This is a genomic window from Maricaulis virginensis (assembly GCF_027922185.1).
Lineage (GTDB): Bacteria > Pseudomonadota > Alphaproteobacteria > Caulobacterales > Maricaulaceae > Maricaulis > Maricaulis virginensis.
This window is the reverse complement of the sequence record NZ_BSFE01000013.1, coordinates 60,114-79,081: the sequence shown is the minus strand read 5'-3', so window position 1 is coordinate 79,081 and position 18,968 is coordinate 60,114. Positions and strand designations below refer to the sequence as shown.

The 18,968-nt window shown below is 65.4% G+C and carries 13 protein-coding genes; 7 read left to right on the top strand and 6 right to left on the bottom strand.

What is annotated here, in order from left to right; genetic code table 11:
• The first annotated feature begins 17 nt into the window (after positions 1–17).
• On the top strand, positions 18–1,985 hold the full coding sequence (locus tag PKE71_RS16440) for a S9 family peptidase (protein WP_271188096.1): 1,968 nt from the start codon (positions 18–20) through the stop codon (positions 1,983–1,985).
• A gap of 174 nt (positions 1,986–2,159) precedes the next feature.
• Here PKE71_RS16440 and PKE71_RS16435 read toward each other — a convergent pair whose 3' ends face one another.
• Positions 2,160–3,257, bottom strand: a complete 1,098-nt coding sequence (locus tag PKE71_RS16435) for a glycoside hydrolase family 3 protein (protein ID WP_271188110.1) — start codon at positions 3,255–3,257, stop codon at positions 2,160–2,162.
• 345 nt (positions 3,258–3,602) lie between these two features.
• Between PKE71_RS16435 and PKE71_RS16430 the strand changes: the two genes are divergently transcribed.
• Positions 3,603–4,769 (top strand): coiled-coil domain-containing protein, encoded by a 1,167-nt coding sequence (locus PKE71_RS16430; protein ID WP_271188095.1) that lies wholly within the window; start codon positions 3,603–3,605, stop codon positions 4,767–4,769.
• Positions 4,770–5,020: 251 nt separating this feature from the next.
• On the opposite strand, the gene hisS is transcribed toward PKE71_RS16430, so the two are convergent.
• Positions 5,021–6,505 carry a histidine--tRNA ligase gene (gene hisS, locus PKE71_RS16425; protein ID WP_271188094.1) on the bottom strand — a complete coding sequence of 495 codons (1,485 nt, stop codon included), beginning with the start codon at positions 6,503–6,505 and terminating at the stop codon, positions 5,021–5,023.
• A gap of 189 nt (positions 6,506–6,694) precedes the next feature.
• On the opposite strand from hisS, the gene PKE71_RS16420 reads away from it, so the two are divergent.
• The gene (locus PKE71_RS16420; protein ID WP_271188093.1) at positions 6,695–7,171 is read left to right on the top strand and encodes a hypothetical protein; all 477 of its coding nucleotides are present in this window, start codon (positions 6,695–6,697) and stop codon (positions 7,169–7,171) included.
• On the opposite strand, the gene PKE71_RS16415 is transcribed toward PKE71_RS16420, so the two are convergent.
• The 4 genes from PKE71_RS16415 to PKE71_RS16400 form a co-directional block, all read right to left on the bottom strand.
• Positions 7,168–9,291 (bottom strand): protein-disulfide reductase DsbD family protein, encoded by a 2,124-nt coding sequence (locus PKE71_RS16415; RefSeq protein WP_271188092.1) that lies wholly within the window; start codon positions 9,289–9,291, stop codon positions 7,168–7,170. The genes PKE71_RS16420 and PKE71_RS16415 overlap by 4 nt on opposite strands.
• A 157-nt stretch (positions 9,292–9,448) precedes the next feature.
• Positions 9,449–10,234: a SapC family protein gene (locus tag PKE71_RS16410; RefSeq protein WP_271188091.1), complete on the bottom strand. Its 786-nt coding sequence runs from the start codon at positions 10,232–10,234 to the stop codon at positions 9,449–9,451.
• A gap of 153 nt (positions 10,235–10,387) precedes the next feature.
• Entirely contained in the window at positions 10,388–11,008 is a 621-nt protein-coding gene (locus PKE71_RS16405) for an OmpW/AlkL family protein (protein WP_271188090.1), read from the bottom strand.
• A gap of 135 nt (positions 11,009–11,143) precedes the next feature.
• A complete protein-coding gene (locus tag PKE71_RS16400; protein ID WP_271188089.1) occupies positions 11,144–13,306 on the bottom strand; it encodes a TonB-dependent receptor in 2,163 nt (720 codons plus the stop codon).
• 114 nt (positions 13,307–13,420) lie between these two features.
• Between PKE71_RS16400 and PKE71_RS16395 the strand changes: the two genes are divergently transcribed.
• From PKE71_RS16395 to PKE71_RS16380, 4 genes are all read left to right on the top strand, one after another.
• Positions 13,421–13,849, top strand: coding sequence for a transcriptional repressor (locus tag PKE71_RS16395; protein WP_271188088.1), 429 nt, complete (start codon positions 13,421–13,423; stop codon positions 13,847–13,849).
• Between the two features lie 29 nt (positions 13,850–13,878).
• Positions 13,879–14,805 carry a thioesterase family protein gene (locus PKE71_RS16390; protein ID WP_271188087.1) on the top strand — a complete coding sequence of 309 codons (927 nt, stop codon included), beginning with the start codon at positions 13,879–13,881 and terminating at the stop codon, positions 14,803–14,805.
• Positions 14,806–15,064: 259 nt separating this feature from the next.
• On the top strand, positions 15,065–16,762 hold the full coding sequence (locus PKE71_RS16385) for a methyl-accepting chemotaxis protein (RefSeq protein ID WP_271188086.1): 1,698 nt from the start codon (positions 15,065–15,067) through the stop codon (positions 16,760–16,762).
• Positions 16,763–17,089: 327 nt separating this feature from the next.
• On the top strand, positions 17,090–18,874 hold the full coding sequence (locus PKE71_RS16380) for an ABC transporter ATP-binding protein (protein ID WP_271188085.1): 1,785 nt from the start codon (positions 17,090–17,092) through the stop codon (positions 18,872–18,874).
• Positions 18,875–18,968: the final 94 nt, after the last annotated feature.

The window sequence follows — 18,968 nt, the reverse complement described above, 5'->3', positions numbered from 1 at the left end:
TTATCGAGGGGACAGACATGACATACCGGATCACGGGTTCCAGCCTGGTGCTGGCCGGCCTTCTGGCCGCCTGCCAGCCGGCAGATACCGGCACGCAGGCTGCATCGGGCGAAACAGATGCTGCCGGACCGGCTGCCACCGTCACGCAATACGACGCCGCCACCTTCCATCAGACCACGAGTTTCGGTCTCGCCTCCTCGGCGGGCTTTGCCTGGTCGGCGGATGACAGCCGGATCCTGATCTCCTCGGACGAGACCGGCGTGTTCAACGCCTATGCGGTCGACCCGGCCAGCGGGGCGCGTGAGGCACTGACCGCTTCGGAGACGAACGCGACCTACGCCCTGAGCTGGTTCCCGAATGATGATCGCGCCGTGGTCACCGCCGACAGCGGCGGCAACGAGATCAGCCATATCTATGTGCGCGAGCTCGACGGGCGCCTCAACGACATCACGCCGGGCGAGGAGGTGCGCGCGCAATTCCTCGGCTGGTCGCCGGACGGCAATGACATGTGGGTGCTGACCAATGAGCGCGACCAGAGCGCCATGGATATCTACGCCTATGACACGCTGAGCTATGAGAGCGGCGTGGTGTTCCAGAATGACGATGCGCTGGAGATCGGCGATGTCAGCCCGGACGGCCGCTGGCTCGCCCTGGTACGCAACCGCACCTCCGCCGACAGCGATATCCTGCTGGTCGACCTGGCCTCCGGCGATGCCACACCGCGGCTGATCACAGAGCACGAGGGCAATATCGCCCACGGCGTCTACACCTTCACGCCCGACAGCACGGCCCTCGTCTATGCCACCGATGAGCATGGCGAGTTCAACCAGGCCTGGACCTATGATCTGGCGAGCGGCCACACCGCGCCGCTGATCGAGGCCGACTGGGACGTCTCCTTCGTCACCTATTCGCCCTCGGGCCGCTATCGCGTCTCCGGCATCAATGCCGATGCGCGCACGGAAGTCTCGATCATCGACACGCAGAGCGGCGCGGCGCTGGACCTGCCCGAGCTGCCGGCCGGCGATCTCGGCTCGGTGCGTTTCTCGCGCGACGAGGGCCGGATCGCTTTCCTGATCGACAGCGCGACCTCGCCGGCGAACCTGCATGTCGTCGACCTGGCCAGCCAGGATCACGCCCAGCTGACCAATGCCCTCAACCCGGCGATTTCCGAGGCCGAAATGGTGGAAGCCGAAGTCGTTCGCTTTGAAAGCTTCGACGGGCTGGAAATCCCCGGTATTCTCTACCGGCCGCATGGCGCCAGTGCCGACAATCCGGTGCCGGCCCTGGTCTGGGTGCATGGCGGTCCGGGCGGGCAGAGCCGGATCGGCTATTCCGCCACCATCCAGCACCTGGTCAATCACGGCTATGCCGTCTACGCCGCCAATAATCGCGGCTCGTCCGGTTACGGCAAGACCTTCTACCATATGGACGACCGCCGCCATGGCGAGGAAGACCTGCGCGACATCGTTGCCGCAGGCGACTGGCTGCGCCAGCAGGACTGGGTCGATGCCGACAGGGTCGGCGTGATCGGCGGCTCCTATGGCGGCTTCATGACCGCGGCGGCCCTCACCTTCCACCCGGACGCTTTCGAGGTCGGGATCAATATCTTCGGTGTTACCAACTGGGAGCGCACCCTCGCCTCCATCCCGCCCTGGTGGGAAAGCTTCCGCGAGGCGCTGTACGACGAGATGGGCGATCCGGCGACCGATGCCGAACGCCACCGCGCCATCTCGCCGCTCTTCCATGCCGAGAATGTCACCAAGCCGCTGCTGGTGATCCAGGGCGCCAATGATCCGCGCGTGCTGCAGGTGGAAAGCGACGAGCTGGTCGAGGCCGTCCGCGCCAATGGCGTGCCGGTCGAATACGTCCTCTTCCCCGATGAAGGCCACGGCTTCCGCCGCCGCGAGAACCGGATCGCGGCGTCGGAAGCGTATGTGAGTTTCCTGGATACGTATCTGACGGGTGAGGAGACGGTGGAGGAGTAGGTTTTCCACTTTCCTCTCCCACACTTCGTCATCCCCCGGCTTGTCCGGGGGACCTCAACTCACGACGTGGCGATTTCACCGATATAACCGGCCCGCGCGGTCCACAAACGGGATGGACGAGGTCCCCCGGACAAGCCGGGGGATGACGGCAGAGAAGAAAAGGGTATCGCGCCTCTAAGCCACCCGCGCCCGCAGCACATCGAGCCGCGCGACAGACGCGTCGATCCGGGCCTCTGTCAGGCGGCCCTCGGAAATCGCGGCGATGACCCAGTCGACGATGCGCTGGGGCAGTTCCGGATCGGGTGCGGCCGAGTTGGACAGCATGATGATGTCATTGCCGGCTTCGATCGAGCGGATCACGGCTTCGCGCTGATCGTAGTTCTGGCGGATCGCCGCCATGTCGAGATCGTCCGTCATGATCACGCCGCGATAGCCCATACGCTCACGCAACACGCCTTCCAGGATCGGCTGCGACACCGTGACCGGCGCACCGCTGGGATCGAGCGCGCGCAGGGTGAGATGGCCGCCCATGATGATGTGAGCCCGGCCCATCGCGATGAGCTGTTCGAACGGGGCCAGCTCGGCCTCGCTCCAGGTCTGCGAAATATCGACAAACCCGTCATGGCTGTCGCCGCGCGACCGGCCATGGCCGGGGAAATGCTTGATGGCACACACAGTACCGGCGGCCTCGTAGGCCTCGATGAAGGCGCCGGCATAGGCGGCGATCGTGCTGCCATCCGTACCGTAGGCGCGGCCATGGCGGCCGATCACGGCATTGTCCGGATCGTGCAGGTCGGCGACCGGCGCGAGATTCATGTTGAAGCCTGCTGTGCGGAATTCCGCCGCGCCCATCGCATAGAGTTCACCCGCCTCGTCCGGCGTGCGGTTCTCGGCCACCTGCATGGCGCGCGGGATGTGGGTATAGCCCAGATCGCGGGACAGGCGCTGCACCAGCCCGCCCTCCTGGTCGATCGCCATCCAGGCGGCCGGATCGATCTCGCCGAAGCGCCGGGCCGAGCTTTCGGCCCCTTCGCGCGAGCGGACATTGTGGCGCAGGAAGAGCACCCCGCCGATGCGCCGGTGAGCGAGATGGTCGGCGATCACGTCGGCGCCCTCCGTTTCCGCACTCGACCCGATAAAGCCGAGCAGCAGCATCCGGCCGATCCGCTCCGCCAGCGGCATGGCCGCGATATCGGCCAGCGCCGCCGGGCAGGCTGCAGCCATGGCGCCTGCCGCACCCCATTTGAGAATGTCACGCCGGTCCGGTCTCACCAATTCACGCTCCCGCTACGCCCGTAGCCATTGACCATGCAAACCCCGCTCCATGCAGGCAAGCCCCTATGGCCGCGACGTGTCGAATTCGTCATGCTCCGGCATAATTCCGGCATTCTTTGACGCCATAGTATGTCTTGGCCGTTTTCGCTCACGATTGCGGCCCCTAACCATAACTGGCGCGGCGAGCCGAATTCGGCTGCCGCGTCTTTTCTTTTCGGGCGTCTTTTCCCCGATCCGGATTGCGGCAAGAGTGTGACGAAATATTCAGGCGACCGCACAGGCGCCGTAAGGCACGGCCTGCAAGACTGAGCGCTCACAAGGGGCCTTCAGCGAGGGATTAACATGAAACGCATTCTTCTGGCCGGCGGCGCGATCGCCACTCTGGGCGCAGCCGCCTGGGCCATCGACGACGACAAGCAGCACACGCGTATCCTGGTCAGCGACGGCCGCCAGGTCATCATGAATGCCGAAGGCCGCGGGCCGGTGGTCGAGATCCGCGGCGAAAACGGCGAACGCACCATCCACATGGAGCGCGACGGACGCGACACCACACTGCGTATTGACGGTCAGACCGTCGAGATCGCCGATGGCGTTGTCACCGTCGACGGCGAGCGGATCGAGGCCGGCGCCGACAGCGTGATCATCGTCGGCGAGGGCAGTATCCGCGTCGTCGAGCGCGACTTCGAGATGGCCTTCGACACCGAGTTCGCGGCCCATATGGCCGAGCGCGCCGAACACCTGGCCCGTATGCAGACCGAACTCGCCGGCAATTTCGATATCGAACTCGATTTCGACGGCGAGGAAGTACAGGCCGAGGTCATGCGCTCGCTCGAGGAGGCGCTTTCCAACCTGGAGCGCAGCGATTTCCACCATGACGGTGACTGGGACGATCTGTCCGCCGAAGAGCAGGCCGAGGTCCGCGAAGCGCTGCGCGAAGCACGTGAGGAAATCCGCGAGGCGATGGCCGACGTGCGCATCGAACTGGCCGAGGTCGAGCGCGAGATGGAAGGCGAGCGCCGCCGCGTCCGGATCGAGCTGCGCGAAGCCGAGCGTGATATGGCCCAGGCCCAACGCGATATGGTCCGGGCCGAACGCGATATCGCCCGCGCCGCCCGGGACGCCGCCCGCGAGGAACGCCGCCGGGTCGAGATCCACCGCCGGCGCGACGAAGAGGCCGCGCGAGGCGAGGAAAGCCGTCACCGGGCCTTGGCCTGGCGCGAGCGTACAGAACGTCTCGATCTGGACGAGAACCGCAGTGTCCGGATCGAACAGGACAATGACGGCCGCCGCCGCGTCTGGGTCGATGGCGAGGAGCAGACCGGCGACGCCCTGATCGACTGGCTCAATCGTCTGGAAGCCGACCGGCTCGCCGGCAATAGCGAAGGCGACCGCGTACGCCGTCATGTCGAACGCCTGCATCTGGAAGGCGACCGGGAACGTCGGGTGATCGAGAGCGATGACGGCGAACGCGTCGTGATTCTCGAATTCCAGAGCCGCGATGACGAATAGCCGGATCGCGAAATCTGCCATGAGAAGCGGGCCGGTTCTCCGGCCCGTTTTTCTTTTGGCGAGCAAAAAAAAGAGGCTGGCACAGGGCCAGCCTCAAGATAACGGTTGGTCGATAAAGGGCGTCTCCTCCCCGAAACGCCAAAGGGACAGGACGGTCAGGTCCGTGTCCTGTGCCTACGTTTACGTGGCCACCGAGTTACGTCAACCCCAATGTTTGACGTTTTGTCGCAGCCATCCGCAGTTTACCGCAATCAGCCCTGAGCGCGGTCGCGGCCGGAAACCTCTTTGACTGCAGCGATCCAGGCATCCCGGGCGACCGTCTGCTGGGCGGGCTGTTCCTCCCTCCACTGACGATTATCGCTGATATCCGCTGCCAGACGCGCACCGAGCTTGAGGTCCTTGATCGTGACCAGCCCCTGCTCGCGCTCTTCGGAACCGACAATCACGGCGGCCACGGCGCCGCGGCGGTCGGCGTATTTCATCTGCTTGCCCATATTTCCGCCGCCGACGAAGGCCTCGGCCCGGAAGCCCGCCCCGCGCAGTTCGGCCGCCATCTGCAGATAGTCGGCCGAGCGGTCCTTTTCGGAGGCCACGACAATAACCAGCGGCTTTTCCGCCGCCTCGCCCGTCAGGCCGAGTGCGGAGAGCGCCGCAGCAAAGCGGCTGACACCGAAGGAGAAGCCGGTGGCCGGCACGGCCTGACCGGTGAAGCGGGCGACCAGATCGTCATAGCGTCCGCCGCCGCCGACCGAACCGAACTGGATCGGCTTGCCATCCTCATAGGTCGCCTGGGCGAGCAGCTCGGCTTCGAAGACGGGACCGGTGTAATAGCCCAGACCGCGCACGATCGAAGGATCGAACGCCGCACGCGTCTCGTCGACACCGATGGCGCCGAGGACGGCGTGGATTTCCGACAGGGCTGCGAGCCCGGCCTTGCCGGTTTCCGACGCCCCCACCAGCGGTTCCAGGCGGGCAATCACAGCCTCACGGCTGCCGCCCGTCGCATCGAGGAAGTTCAGCACGGTGTCGATGCCGGCCGTGTCCAGCTTCGCACCTTCGGTGAAATCGCCGGATTCGTCCTTGCGGCCCTCGCCCAGCAGTGCGGCGACGCCATCGCGGCCCAGCCGGTCCAGCTTGTCGGCGGCGCGCAGCACGCGCATGCGGCGGTCCGGATCGGACGCACCGATGCTTTCCAGCACCCCGTCCAGCACGCGCCGGTCATTGACGCGGATGACATAGTCGCCGTCCTTCAGGCCGACCTCGCGCATCACCTCGGCGGCCAGGGCGATCATCTCCGCATCCGAGGCCGGATTGGACGAGCCGACCGTATCGGCATCGCACTGCACGAACTGGCGGAAGCGGCCCGGACCCGGCTTTTCATTGCGCCAGACATCGCCCGCCTGATAGCGGCGATAGGGCTTGTTGAGATCCTGGAAGTTCTCGGCGACGAAGCGTGCCAGCGGTGCGGTGTGGTCATAGCGCAGCGCCATCCACTGGCCGTCATCATCCTCCATCGCAAACACGCCCTCATTCGGACGTTCCTCGTCCGGCAGGAACTTGCCCAGCGCGTCGGCATACTCGAAGGCCGGCGTCATCAGCGGTTCGAAACCCCAATCGTCGTAGACCCGGCTTGCGCACTCGACCAGATGCCGCTCGACCCGCAGGGTCGAACCGGTGCGATCCTCGAAGCCGCGCGGGCGGCGGGCCTTCGGACGGAAGGGCTTCTGCTTGCTCATGGTGTCTCTCCGGATGCGGGCGGACCGGGATCGCCCCGGGCCCTGCGCGCCTGACAGCGCTGTTTTCCATACCAAACGGCGCTCTGTGAACCCGTGATAGCAGGACTGGTCCGGGATTTGCGATGCGTTCACGGGAAATCAAGGCCTTACTGCCAAGATCACAGCGATCGCAACCGGAGCCGTGCCATAATGCGCCAGATCCTGCTCGCCGCCCTCGCCGCGACCGTGCTCGGTGCCCATGCCCATGCCGGACCGGGACAGGATTTTGCCGATTTCGCCGCCCGCCTGGGCAGCGAGGCGGCGGCGCGGTCACAGGCGGCCGCGCAACGCCCGGCCGCCCCTGCCCATCCGCTGGATATCGAGGATCCGTTCAGCTTCGAGCTGGAGCAGTTCTCCGTCGAGGCCCTGATGCTGAGCCGTCAGATCGATGCGGCGGGAGGCCCCGTCGATCTGCGCTGCATCTTCCGCGGCATGTCAGCCGACGCAGAACGCCGTCTGGGCGCGCTGAATGCCGCGGAGACGGCAGCCGAACAGGCGCACATCTATTCGGCCCTGGCCGACCTGATGCGCGATGCCAGCGAGATCGCCCCGGCCGTCGACAGCGATGCCGATCTGAGCGGGGTCGAGCTGCCCGCCAGCTGCCCGGCCGCCAGCCGCGCCGGCTAGCCGTTGCGGCGGGAGGCCCGGTCGAGCGCCTGTTCCAGATCTGATTTCGTCAGCACCGTCGGCAGAACCTGCGCCGGACCGCCACCGGCCGGATAAAGCAGGTAGAGCGGCACGCCGGCCTGGCCATGCTCGGCGATCAGCGCGGCGATCGTCTCGTCACGATTGGTCCAGTCGGCCCGCAATTGCGCAACATCGAAACGGTCGAACGCGGCCTGGATGTCTTCGGTGTGCAGCACGCGCAGCTTGTTGACCTGACACGTCACGCACCAGGCCGCCGTAACGTCGACGAAAACAGCGCGGCCTTCGGCGCGCAATTCCTCGACCCGCGCTTGTGACCAGGGCTCGAAACGTTCGCTGCCGGATGCGGTCTGTTGAGCCGCGGCCTCCGGGATGCGCGCGACCCAGACCGTGCTCGCCACGCTGACGGCAAGGGCCACAAAGGCGACCGACTTCCAGACGGCGCCATTGCCGCGATTGGCCCATACGGCCAGTCCCAGCGCGACCATGGCGATCCCGGCCAGCAGGACGCCGGTGGGACCGGACTGGATCGACAGCACCCAGAGCAGCCAGATCACCGAAGCAAACATCGGGAAGGCCAGCGCCTGACGGAAAACCACCATCCACTCGCCGGGCCGGGGCAGGACGCGCAGCATCGCCGGGAAGAAGCTGAACAGCACGAAGGGCGCGGCCAGACCAAGCCCCAGCGCCGCCGCAACGGCCAGCACGACCGGCGTCGGCTGGGTCAGGGCCAGCCCCAGCGCACCGGCGGCGAGCGGACCGACACAGGGTGCGGCCACGACAACAGCCAATACACCGGTGAAGAAGGCGCCGCGCCAGCCCGGTTTCTCGGTCAGGCCGGAGCCCAGCCCCATCAGCCGGGTGCCGAATTCGAAGGCGCCGAGCAGGTTGAGACCGATGGCGAAGAGCAGCAGCGCCAGCACGGCGACCACGACCGGCACCTGCAGCTGGAAGCCCCAGCCGACCGGCAGGCCGAATTCGCGCAGACCGACCAGCAGCGCCGCGAGGCCGACAAAACTGGCGAGAACCCCAGCGAGGAAGAACAGCCCCTGCTGGCGCACCTGTCCGGCATCGGAATGGGCGACCTGGACGAATTTCAGCACCTTGATCGACAGGATCGGGAAGACGCACGGCATCAGGTTGAGAATGAGGCCGCCGCCGAAAGCCAGGACGAAAAGCCAGGGCAGGCTGGGCGGCAGGCTGCCTGCGTCCGCACCCCCCGTATTCGCGACGGCGACGGCCGGCGTCCGGCTGGCCGGTTCGGGTGACACCGCAACGGCGTGGCGCTGCCAGCGACCGCCGACATTCACGTCATAGGACAAGACCCCGCCCCGGGCCGACTGCAGCTTGTCATCGGCCGCATAGCCCGGCTCCATGACCAGCAGAACACGTTCGCCATCGCGCTGGACCTCCTGCGGTCCGGCATGGCGGATCAGTCCGGCTTCGTAGGGGAAGAAGCGCAGATTGCGCCACTCGACGGCGTCGCGGACCAGATCGCCGCCGCCCAGATCGAGCACGACATGGCCGGAGGTCAGCCCCATCTGCGCATCGAGATCGTCAGCAAGCATCGGTTCGGCATCGAGGGCAGCGCGGATCGTCCAGTATCCCGCTTCATCACGCTCCGCGGCTTCTCCGACCGGCACGGTCAGTTCCAGCGTGCGCTCCTCGGGAATGCAGATATCCTCGCACACCAGCCAGGTCGCATCGGCAATCAGGGTCACACTGTCGCCGGCAAAGCCCGGATCAATGGTGACCGGCATGGGCAGGGTGACTTCGCCCTTATAGCCATAGTCCATGATCTCGTCGGTCAGCGGCAGTTCGATCGGCGCCGGCCAGACGATCCCGCCAATGCTCACCCCTGCCGGTGCGGTCCAGTCGATCTCGACCGGCAAGCCGTTGTCACCTGGATTGCGCCAGTAGGTGTGCCAGCCTTCCGGCATGACCTGGTGCAGGCCGATATGGAAGGTGCGTCCGGGTTCGGCCTGCGACAGCTCGGAAACGAGGCGCGCCTCGACAATCGGTTCACCGCTGGCCCAGGCCGGCTGGGCATCGGCCGGCGCATTCAGGCCGAGCAGGATCAGGGCGAACAGGACGAAACGCATGTACGAGACCTCGCAGGATGATCGATGACGCTATCGAAACACCGATATAGGCGGAATTCGACGCAGTTCGAACCAGGCTCCCGAAATGGTGATGTAAAAAGCAAAACGGCCGCACCCCGGGAGGCACGGCCGTCTTGTTGTGAACCGCAGGTTCCGATCAGGCCTGAGCCTGGGCCTGGGCCTGGCCGAGCTGCGACGTACGGCGCAGGATGCGGTCCCAGCGCTGCAGCGAGATCAGGTGGGACATGACGGCGGTCAGGTCGCCATTGTCCATCATTTCCTTGAGCTTGGCCGCCGGCAGAGCTGCGAACTTCTCGTTGGAAACGCCCCAGTATTCCGCGACCGTAACCGGGTTCTGCGGATCCTGCGGATTGGCAACCTTGACGTCTTTCTGCTCGAGCAGGTCGAGCGCGATCAGGCGCTCAACGAAGGCTTCGGTTGCGCGGGCATCGTTTTCGAATGCCGACACGAAATCGATCGCCTGCTTGGTGTAGTCGGTGGGCTCACCCTTCTCGTCGAAGAAGGGGCGCTCCGGGTTTTCGGACACGACGAATTCCGCATCGAGGTCGACACAGACCGTCGAGGCCTGGTCGTTCGGGTTCGTCGCGCTGACGAACGGATAGCGGCGCACATAGGCCGGAATGTAGTGTTCGTTATCGAACTGGCCTTCGCCGGTCACGAAAACATTCGAGCCCTGGCGCAGGCCCATCACCAGCACCGGCATCTTGCGCTCGCCGAGGAAGATGATCGGATAGCTGCCGCAGGCAAACGAGAATTCCGGGCTGATGGCCGGCACGAAATGCCAGTCCTTCAGGAAGGAAAACGGATTGGCGACAGTCTTGACGCCGTAATTCTTGTGCTTCTGCCGGTTCAGCGGCTCGACATTCTTGTAGAGCGGAACGGAACCCGTGAGACGCGGCTCGGTGGCGGGTGCATCGGCCATGGAACAAACCCCTTCAGTTCTTTGGGCGCTAGATAGCGGATATGCCCTGATGCGGCAACGCATCGGCGCAGGCAGATCGACAAACTGCACGCAAGAAAAATGCCGGGCCCGGAGGGAGACGGGCCCGGCACTCGCAATAAGGATCGCTCGATCTTAGAAAGTCCGGCCGATGCCGATGCCGAAGATCACCGGATCGATATCGACGTCGGCGGAAATCGCGCCGTCAATGAGAACGTCGGTATTGATGTCGATGTACTTCACATCGAAGTTCACCAGCCAGCCATTCTCGAGCGCGTAGTCCAGGCCGGCCTGGGCGGCCAGACCGAAGCTGTCGTCATAGTCGATGGTCGACAGCGCGGACCCGTTGGGCAGGTCTTCGTTGAAGAAGGTGGTGTAGTTGACGCCGGCGCCGAGATAGGGCCGTACCTTGCCTGCCGGATTGAAATGGTATTGCAGCGTCAGGGTCGGCGGCAGCAGGGTGACATCACCCAGATCGACATCGCCCACGCTGGTGCCAACGGCGGAGACGTCGTGCGGCGTGACGCCCAGGATAAGCTCGACGGCCCAGTTGTCCTGGATGAAGTAGGAGATGTCCAGTTCCGGCACGATCGAGGTGTCGATGTCGACATCGCCGCCGATCGGATCGATCGTGGCGCCTTCGTTCGGCATGACGTGCAGACCGCGCAGACGGATCAGCCAGTCGCCCTGTTCGGCGGCGGCAGGAGCGGCAGCGAGAAGGCTGGTTGCGATGGCACTCAGAAGGAGGCGTTTCATGGGTCTGTCCTTTCGTCCCTAGAAAACTTGAGGACTTTCTGGACCCACTTCGCGCGTGTCTGAAGTGCGCGTTTCGCCGCGCGTCAGCCTGCCGCGCGGCAGGCTGACGCAGGGGAAAGCCGCAGGCTCAGACGATCAGAAATCCAGTACCAGGGCGGCCCGGAAATTGCGGCCCGGCAGCGGCACCAGATCCTTGAGAACCGAGGTGTGCACACGCGCTTCCTGGTCGGTCAGATTCCGGCCTTCCAGTACGATGCGCATGCCGCGATCGTCGAACGGTTCCATCGTCCAGCGCGCATTCACCAGAACATAGCTCTGGGTTTTCAGCTCCTCGCTGGCGATCTCGTCCTGCACGTCGGCCCATTCGGCTTCCAGGTGCAGATCGTGACGGGCCGTGCTGGCCGTCACGCCGGCCGTGAAGGAGAGCGGCGGGATGCGCGGCAGGTTGCCGCCATCGTCGAGTTCACCGCGGACATATTCGCCCGTCAGCTCGCCGGACAGGTCGAACACGCCGACCGAGCCCAGCGGGCCTTCGATACGGCCCTCGAAACCGCTGAGCACGGCGTCTTCCTGGCGGTATTCATAGACCGGGAAGCCATCCTCTTCCTCGCCCGTCGGGAAGGACGCGATGAAGCCGTCATAGTCGGCGCGGAAGAGCGAGCCTTCCAGCTCCCATTCACCGATCGTGGTGCGCGCGGTGATTTCTGCCGACAGAGCCTTTTCAACGTCCAGTGCCGCATTACCGGTCTCGTAGGAGCGGGTTGCGACGTGCGGACCGTCGGCAAAGAGTTCGACATCCGTCGGCGCCCGCTCGCTGGACGACAGGGTCAGGGCCAGGAATGTATCGCGAACCGGACGGACGAAGACCGACCCCGAGAAGGATTGCGTGTCGAAGTCGCGGCTTTCGGCCGGCGTGTCGAGCTCGCGTGTCTCCAGCCGCAGCCCGCCTTCCAGGCCCCAGGTCTCGCGATCCCAGCGCTCGACGATGAACAGGCCCCAGTCGGAGGTCTCCGACGGCGGGACATAGGCTTCCTCGCCGGCGGCCTCGAAGTCGCGATTGAAGGCCTGCAGGCCGGCTGCGCCTTCCCAGCTGCCGCCCCACAATTCGATCGGGGTGTGGCGGGCCTCGACACGGCCTTCCCAGCCATCATTGGTGAAGCGGGTGCCGACTTCGTCGCCTTCCAGCTCGACATGCTCATAGCTGCCGACACCGAAGGAGAAGCGGATGCGTTCGATATGTTCACCCAGATCGCGCCACTCGCCACGCACATCATAACGGGTCTGTTCCAGGTCGATACGGACATCGCCGTGCTCGCCTTCATGCTCTTCGTCCTCGTGGTCATGATCCTCGTCGTGATCATGATCCTCGTCTTCATGCTCTTCCTCGCCATGCGCATGGGCATGGCCGGGAACGCCATAGAGCGCGTTGGACTGCTTTACCGAGAAACCCAGGAAGCCATTGTCGCCAACCCAGGAAATGCCGGCCGAGGCCGAGGAGAAGTCGAGGCGCGAATTCTCGACGGAGCCGTAGGGATGTTCCTCTTCCTCGTGATCATGATCCTCATCATGATCCTCGTCTTCGTGATCCTCGTCCTCATGCTCGTGCTCGGCTTCCTCGAACAGGCGGAACAGGTCGGACTCGGCATAGCCGGGGATATCGTAATTGTCGGCTGTCCGCGTGAGCGCTTCCAGATTGATGACGAACTCGCCGGCATTGAAACGGACGCGGCCCGCCGCCGTCTCGCCCTCGTCGACCGAGGTCATCGACGCGTAGAAGCGGCCGTCCAGACCGTCTTCGGCACGCTCTTCGGGAATACGGCCGTCGATCACGTTGACGACACCGCCGATCGCGCCGCCGCCATAGGCGATGGCGGCCGGACCACGCAGGATTTCCACGCTCTGGGCTTCCAGGGCCTCGGATGCCACCGCGTGGTCGGGTGAGTTGGTGGAGGCATCGATCAGGCCGACGCCGTTGACCAGAACGCGCACCCGGTCGGAGCCGAGGCCGCGGATCACCGGACGGCTGGCGGCAGGGCCGAAATAGGTCGTCGAAACGCCGGGCTCATGCGCGATCGTGTCGGCCAGGGATCCGGACAGATTGTCTTCGAGATGGCGCCGGTCGACCACTTCCACACCGCCGACAACCTCATCGGCCGTCACGCCCAGCGGCTGGGACGTCACCACAATGACATCGGCGTCTTCACGATCGCCGTCGGTGTGTGTCTGGGCCAGTGCCGGCGCGCCGGTCACGAGACCGAGCACAAGCAGCGAGCTGGTGGAGGCAAGAAGGTTACGCATGGCATCCCCGCAACGTAATAACAACACAATTGCGAATGGTGATATTATAACATCCTTGATGCGACAATCCCCCGGGGTGTGAAAACGGCGGGACTGCGATTAAATATCCGTCAGATGACTCGCGATTCTCTGATCCGGGCCCTTGAGGCCGCCGAAAGCCACTGCGCCGGGCGGGGCGAAAAGCTGACGCCCGTGCGCCGCCGCGTGCTCGAACTCGTTCTGGAAGCCGACGCTCCGGTGAAGGCCTACGACCTGCTCGAGGCGCTCAAGCCCGGGCCGGGCGCTGCCAAGCCGCCGACGGTCTACCGCGCCCTGGATTTCCTGATGGCGGCGGGGCTGGTGCACAAGGTCGAGGCGCTGAATGCGTTTGTCGGCTGTTCCCATGCCCATGACGATGGCGGCGCCGAACTCTTCATCTGTTCCGATTGCGGATCGGTGGAGGAACGGCACGGCGCGCCCGATCCGGTGAACATGCCCGACGGCTTTGTGATCGAACGTTCGGTGGTCGAGCATTTCGGCCACTGCGCCAACTGCAGGCACTGACCCTTTTATCCGGACCGGAACTTCCTGCGATGATCGAACTCTGGCGCGGCACCGTGAATGCCTGGGAATGCGACGAGCTGGGGCACATGAATGTGCGCTTCTATCTCGCCAAGGCAGCCCAGGCCGTCGCCAATCTGGCCGAGGAGGCCGGGCTCAATCCGGTCCATCGCGCCGATGCCCTGGCCACGCTGATCGCGCGCGACATTCATATCCGCTTCCTCGCCGAGGCCCATCCCGGCGCGCCTGTCTATATCGACGGCGGCCTTCTGGACCGTGATGCGTCCGGCGCGACCGCGATGCTGGTGATGCGCCATTCCGGCTCGGGCGCGCCGGCTGCCAGCTTCCGGATCGTGCTGGGCCATGCCTCGCCCCAGGACGGGCGCGACTTTGCCTGGCCGCGGCGCTTTGCCAGCCGGGCCGACCGGCTCGCCGTCGACTGTCCGGACTTTGCAGCTCCGCGCGGCATCATGCTGGATACCCGCCCCGGGACCGAAGCCAGCCTGGCAAGGGCCGACGTGCTGGGCCTCCAGCAGATCGGGCGCGGCCGTTTCGGTATGGAGGAGATGGACGCCTTCGGCCGCATGCGGCTGGAATTCCTGCTCGGGCGCATTTCCGACAGCGTGACCAATTTCGCGGCGGCCTTCCCCGAAGAGTACGCCATGCATGCCCGGGGGGGCGGCGGCAATGTCGGCTCGGCGCTGCTGGAGTGCCGGATCCGGCCCTGGCGCTGGGCACGGGCCGGTGACGGGTTTGTGGTCCGCTCGGGACTCAAGTCAGCCGGCCCCAAGGTGCGCAATCTCGTTCACTGGGTGCTGGAACCGGAGACCGGACGTCCGTGGTGGACCGTGGAGGGCGTCGCCGCTCCCATGGACCTCGACGCCCGCAAACTCCTGCCCGCTTCGCCGGAAATCCAGCAGGCGCTCGAGGCCGCCTGTATCGGCGACCTTGAAGCCTGAGCGGTCAGGACGCAACTTGCAGTTAATGACGCGCTAATGCTTCTGAACGCATCCGTTCTCTTGCATGCAAGGGTTTCCTGACCCTTAATCGCGATGAATTCCTTATACATCGCCTTTCCCTGAAATTGCGCCTAACGACTTCAGGTCGACACCCGGAGTGCCGATCGAGACCTGTTACCGCACACGCTTTGAGGGGACCGGCGGTCTGTGCAATCTGGCATCTGCACCCTCCCGGCCGATTGCGAGCCAAGGAGACACCATGTTCCGGTTTTCCGACCTGTCCATCGCCACCAAGATTCTTGCCATCACCGGCCTTCTTGTGGCGGCCATCGCGACTGTCGCCACGATCGGCATCGTCAGCCTCAATCATGTCGAGCACGACGCGCTCGCGATCGAGGAACTGGCGGTCCAGATCAATCTGGGCGGCCATCTGGGGCAGGACGCGATCGACCTCAACCGGACCGAATACCAGGCAGCGATCGACCCGGGGCATATCGAACGCGCCCGGGCCCATGTTCTCGAAGCCGAAGCGGATTTCGAGCACCTGCTCGCCGAGGCCCGCGCGACCGCCTCTCCCGAGCAGACCCGCATGCTCGACCGCATCGAACAGGCCTACATGGCCTATCTGGTCGACATGGAACACTCGATCCGTACCGCCGAGGAAATCGGCGAGATCGAGATGACGGACGAGCATCGCGCGCTGCTGTCGGCGGTGCACGGCTCGGACGACACGATCGTTGAACTGCGCAGCGCCATAGAGGCCTATATCGAACATGCCGACCACCGCGGCGTCGAGCTGGCCGCCGATGCGGAGGCGACCATGAAGTCTGTCCGTATCGCGATGATCGCGGTCAGCCTCATCTCGGCGCTGGGCGGTTTCGCCCTCGCCCACATCATCAGCCGCAGCCAGATCGTGCAGCCGCTGGACCGTGTCGTCGGCAATCTGACCCGTGTCGCAGAAGGCAATCTCGATGTCCGGGTCGACGGTATCGACCGGCGCGACGAGATCGGCGCGCTGAACCGCACGCTGCAGCACTTCATCACCGTCTCGCGCGAGCGTATCGAGCAGATCCGCAAGGATCAGGAAAACGCCCGCCGCGAACTGGAGCGCGCCGCAACGGTCAAGGAACTGACCGACGCCTTCGAGGCGCAGATCGAGATTTCCATGGCCACACTGGCCAGCGCCGCCGAGGAACTGGAAGCCACGGCGAGTTCGATGGCGACCGCGGCGGAAGAGGGCAATGCCCAGACCCAGAGCGTGTCGGCCATCATGGTGCAGACCTCGTCCAATGTGCAGACCGTCGCTGCGGCGACCGAGGAGCTCGCCGCTGCCATCCGCGAGGTCTCGAACCAGATCGGCCGCGGGGCCGAGATTTCCGAAACCGCTTCCAGCCGCACCTCCCAGGCACTCGCCCGGATCGACGGCCTGGCCAGTGCCGCCCGCGAGATCGAGGATGTGCTCGTCCTGATAGCCAGCGTGACCGAACAGACCAAGCTGCTGGCCCTGAACGCCACCATCGAGGCCGCGCGCGCGGGTGAAGCCGGCAAAGGCTTTGCCGTCGTCGCCGGCGAAGTGAAGAATCTCGCCGAGCAGACCGAACAGGCCACCGCCAACGTCACCGGCCAGATCCGCACCATCCAGCAGAGCACGCAGGACGTCGTCGGCGCCATCCAGGCCATCCATGACGTGGTCGGCCAGGTCGCCGAAATCTCCGCCGCCGTTGCCGTCGGCGCCGAACAGCAGACAGCCGCGACGGACGAGATCAACCGCAATGTTCACGAGGCCGCGGCCGGGACCGAAGAGGTCAACCGGTCCGTGACCATGCTCGAAACGGCCGCCAGTTCGACCTCTGCCGCCGCCTGCCAGGTGGCCGGCACGGCAGAAGAACTGTCCCGCCAGAGCTCCAGCATCCGGTCGGAGATACAGCGCTATCTCCAGGCCGTGGAAGCGGCCTGACCGGGCACGGGGTTCCCCTCCCCCTGTGCCCGGCAGGCCACACTTCTCCCTTCAAACGCGAAAAGCGCGCCGGCGAAACTTGCCCTTGCCGGCGCGAGCGGCTACCCAGCCCTCCCGGATCAATCGGCACAAGTGAGCAGATCCATGACTCGATCCATCTAGGAAAGCAGGTAGCCGGCGCGCTGCCTGGTCCCGTCGACAGCCCGACCCGCGCGATGCAGGAACGGCCCACGGGTTATCCATTGCGCCCGACCTTCGCTTTTCCCGGATGATCAAGTTCATGAGGACGGAACGCCCCACCCTCCGCAAAGGGGCTCCGACGCTGCCATGTCCGACTTTCTCGACGACGAAAATGAAACGCCGCGCACGCGCGAGCTGAAGAACACCCAGGTTCTGGCCTATCTCGGCCGCCAGTGGGCCCGCCGCCCGTGGCTGCTGACCGGTATGATCAGCTTCATGACGCTGGCGACCATCACCGAGCTGATGATCCCGCTCGCCGCAGGCCGCCTCATCGACACGCTGGCCGCCGGGCCGGATGCCGGAACACCCTGGCCCGCCTTCGTGCTCTATCTGGGCGTGGCGGTCGTGTTCTATGCCTTCCGCCAGCTGGCCTCGCGCTGTGAAGTGCCCTTCTCCTCGGCGAACATGGCCGACCTGACCTCGGAAGCCTTTTCCAAGGTGCAGCGCTTCTCGCTGGACTGGCACGCCAACACCTTTGCCGGCTCGGTCGTGCGCAAGGTGACGCGTGGCATGTGGGCCTATGACAATCTGACCATGAACATCATCTTCGGCGTCGCGCCGTCGGTGGCGGTCATGCTCGGTATCGCCGCGGTGATGGCGTTCCGCTGGCCGCTGGTCGGCCTCGTGGTGCTGTGCGTGATGGCCGCCTTCGTGGCGTCCACCCTGGTGCTGAGCCGCTATTATATCCGCCCGCAGAATATCCGCTCGAACGCGCTGGACAGCCAGATCGGCGGCGCGCTGGCCGATGCGGTCGGCGGCATCGCCACGGTGAAGGCTTTCGGCGCGGAGACCCGCGAGGACACGCGCTTCCACGCGCTCGCCTGGCGCTGGCGCGCCGAGGCGAAGAAGACCTGGCTGCGCTTCGTCAATTCCTGGCTGGTCAACATCGTCACCGACCTGTCGATGCAGGCCGCCCTCGTGGGCCTGCTGGTCTGGCAATGGTCGCGCGGAGCGGCGACGGCCGGCGATGTCACGGCAGCGCTGACCGCCTACATGATCGTGGCCGGCTATATGCGGCGCTTCGGCGAACAGGTGCAGCAGGTCCAGAAAAGCATGGACGAGATCCAGGACCTGGCGATTTTCGACCTGCAGGAAAACGAGGTCGAGGACCGTCCGGACGCGAAGGACTTCCGCCCGTCCAGGGGCGCGATCCGTTTCGACCATGTCGACTTCACCTATGCCGGCCAGGACCGCCCGCTCTACACCGACTTCTCCATCGCCATCCGCCCCGGCGAGAAAGTCGCGCTGGTCGGCCCCACCGGGTCCGGCAAATCGACCTTCGTCAAGCTGGTCCAGCGTCTCTACGATGTCGACGACGGCTGTGTGATCATCGACGGCCAGGATGTCCGCGACGTGCGCCAGGACAGCCTGCGCCGCCATATCGCCCTGGTGCCGCAGGACCCGGCCCTGTTCCACCGCTCGATCGCGGAGAACATCGCCTATGGCCGGCCGGGCTGTTCCCTGGACGAGGTGATCGAGGCCGCGAAAGCCGCCCATGCCGACGCCTTCATCCGGCGCCTGCCGCAGGGCTATGACACGCTGGTCGGCGAGCGGGGCGTGAAGCTGTCGGGCGGCGAGCGCCAGCGTGTGGCGATTGCCCGGGCGATCCTGGCCGACGCCCCGATCCTCATTCTCGACGAGGCGACCTCCAGCCTCGACAACGAGACCGAGCGCGACGTGCAGGCGGCGATGGAAGCGGTCATGGCCGGCCGCACAACCATCCTCATCGCCCACCGCCTGTCGACCATCCGCGATGCCGACCGCATCCTGGTCTTCGATCGCGGCCGTGTGGTCGAACAGGGCACGCATGACGAGCTGGCTGCCAATGATGACGGCATCTATGCCCGTCTGGCGGCACTGGCTGCGGGGTAGCGTCTGCGAACCCCATCTTCCCCCTTGATGGGGGAGGTGGGCCGCGGCGCAAGCCGCGGGCCGGAGGGGGTGGGGGCAACGTGTCTGCGAATTC